The organism is Wolbachia endosymbiont of Tuta absoluta, from assembly GCF_059414725.1.
In genome coordinates this window covers 1-582 of the sequence record NZ_JBNRJY010000077.1, presented here as the reverse complement: position 1 = coordinate 582, position 582 = coordinate 1, and the positions used below count along the sequence as shown (strand labels likewise).

Here is a 582-nt window from a genome sequence, read left to right as displayed (position 1 = left end):
AGAGGACTCTTAGGTTGATTAATTGCAATAGCAGCGTGTAAACCGTGCCTTACATAGCCGTGAAGTTATTGAATAAGTAATTGATTGACGCAATGAATTTAACGACACCTATTTTTAACCGTCAGCTTACATTCTAGGATCGATCCTGATTTTCGTCTGGAACACAGATGCTTCTAAAAGAGCCGCAACGTAATGGTTTGTAGTGTTGACCCAAAGGACAACACTTTCTCAAACAGAATGCACCATATTTAGAACAATCGGAAGTACAGACTCGAGCCACAAGAGCAGACCTGTTAAAGTCACGATCGATCTAATTTGATCTATCAAAACTAGATCTTATTATATTTCAAAAGTACCTAACTATCGTGTTACTAAGATCAGCATAACAATATTCATTCAAACAAGTTTGTTTTGTCAGAGTAGCTGTCTTTTTATACACAGTACCTACTGCGGTTTTTCCAGGATTGCAAGGTGGGCCACTTATGCATGTGATAGCTGCAAAAGCTGTTGCATTTAAGGAAGCATTAGCGCCAGAGTTTAAAACTTATAGTAAAAAAGTTGTAGAAAATGCGAAAGTGTTAG

Annotated in this window: 1 pseudogene; it reads left to right on the top strand. The window is 37.6% G+C overall.

Annotated elements, in window-relative coordinates:
• Positions 1-440 precede the first annotated feature (440 nt).
• Positions 441-582 (top strand): annotated as a pseudogene (gene glyA, locus ACJ5GX_RS00880) (serine hydroxymethyltransferase); the annotation flags it as partial.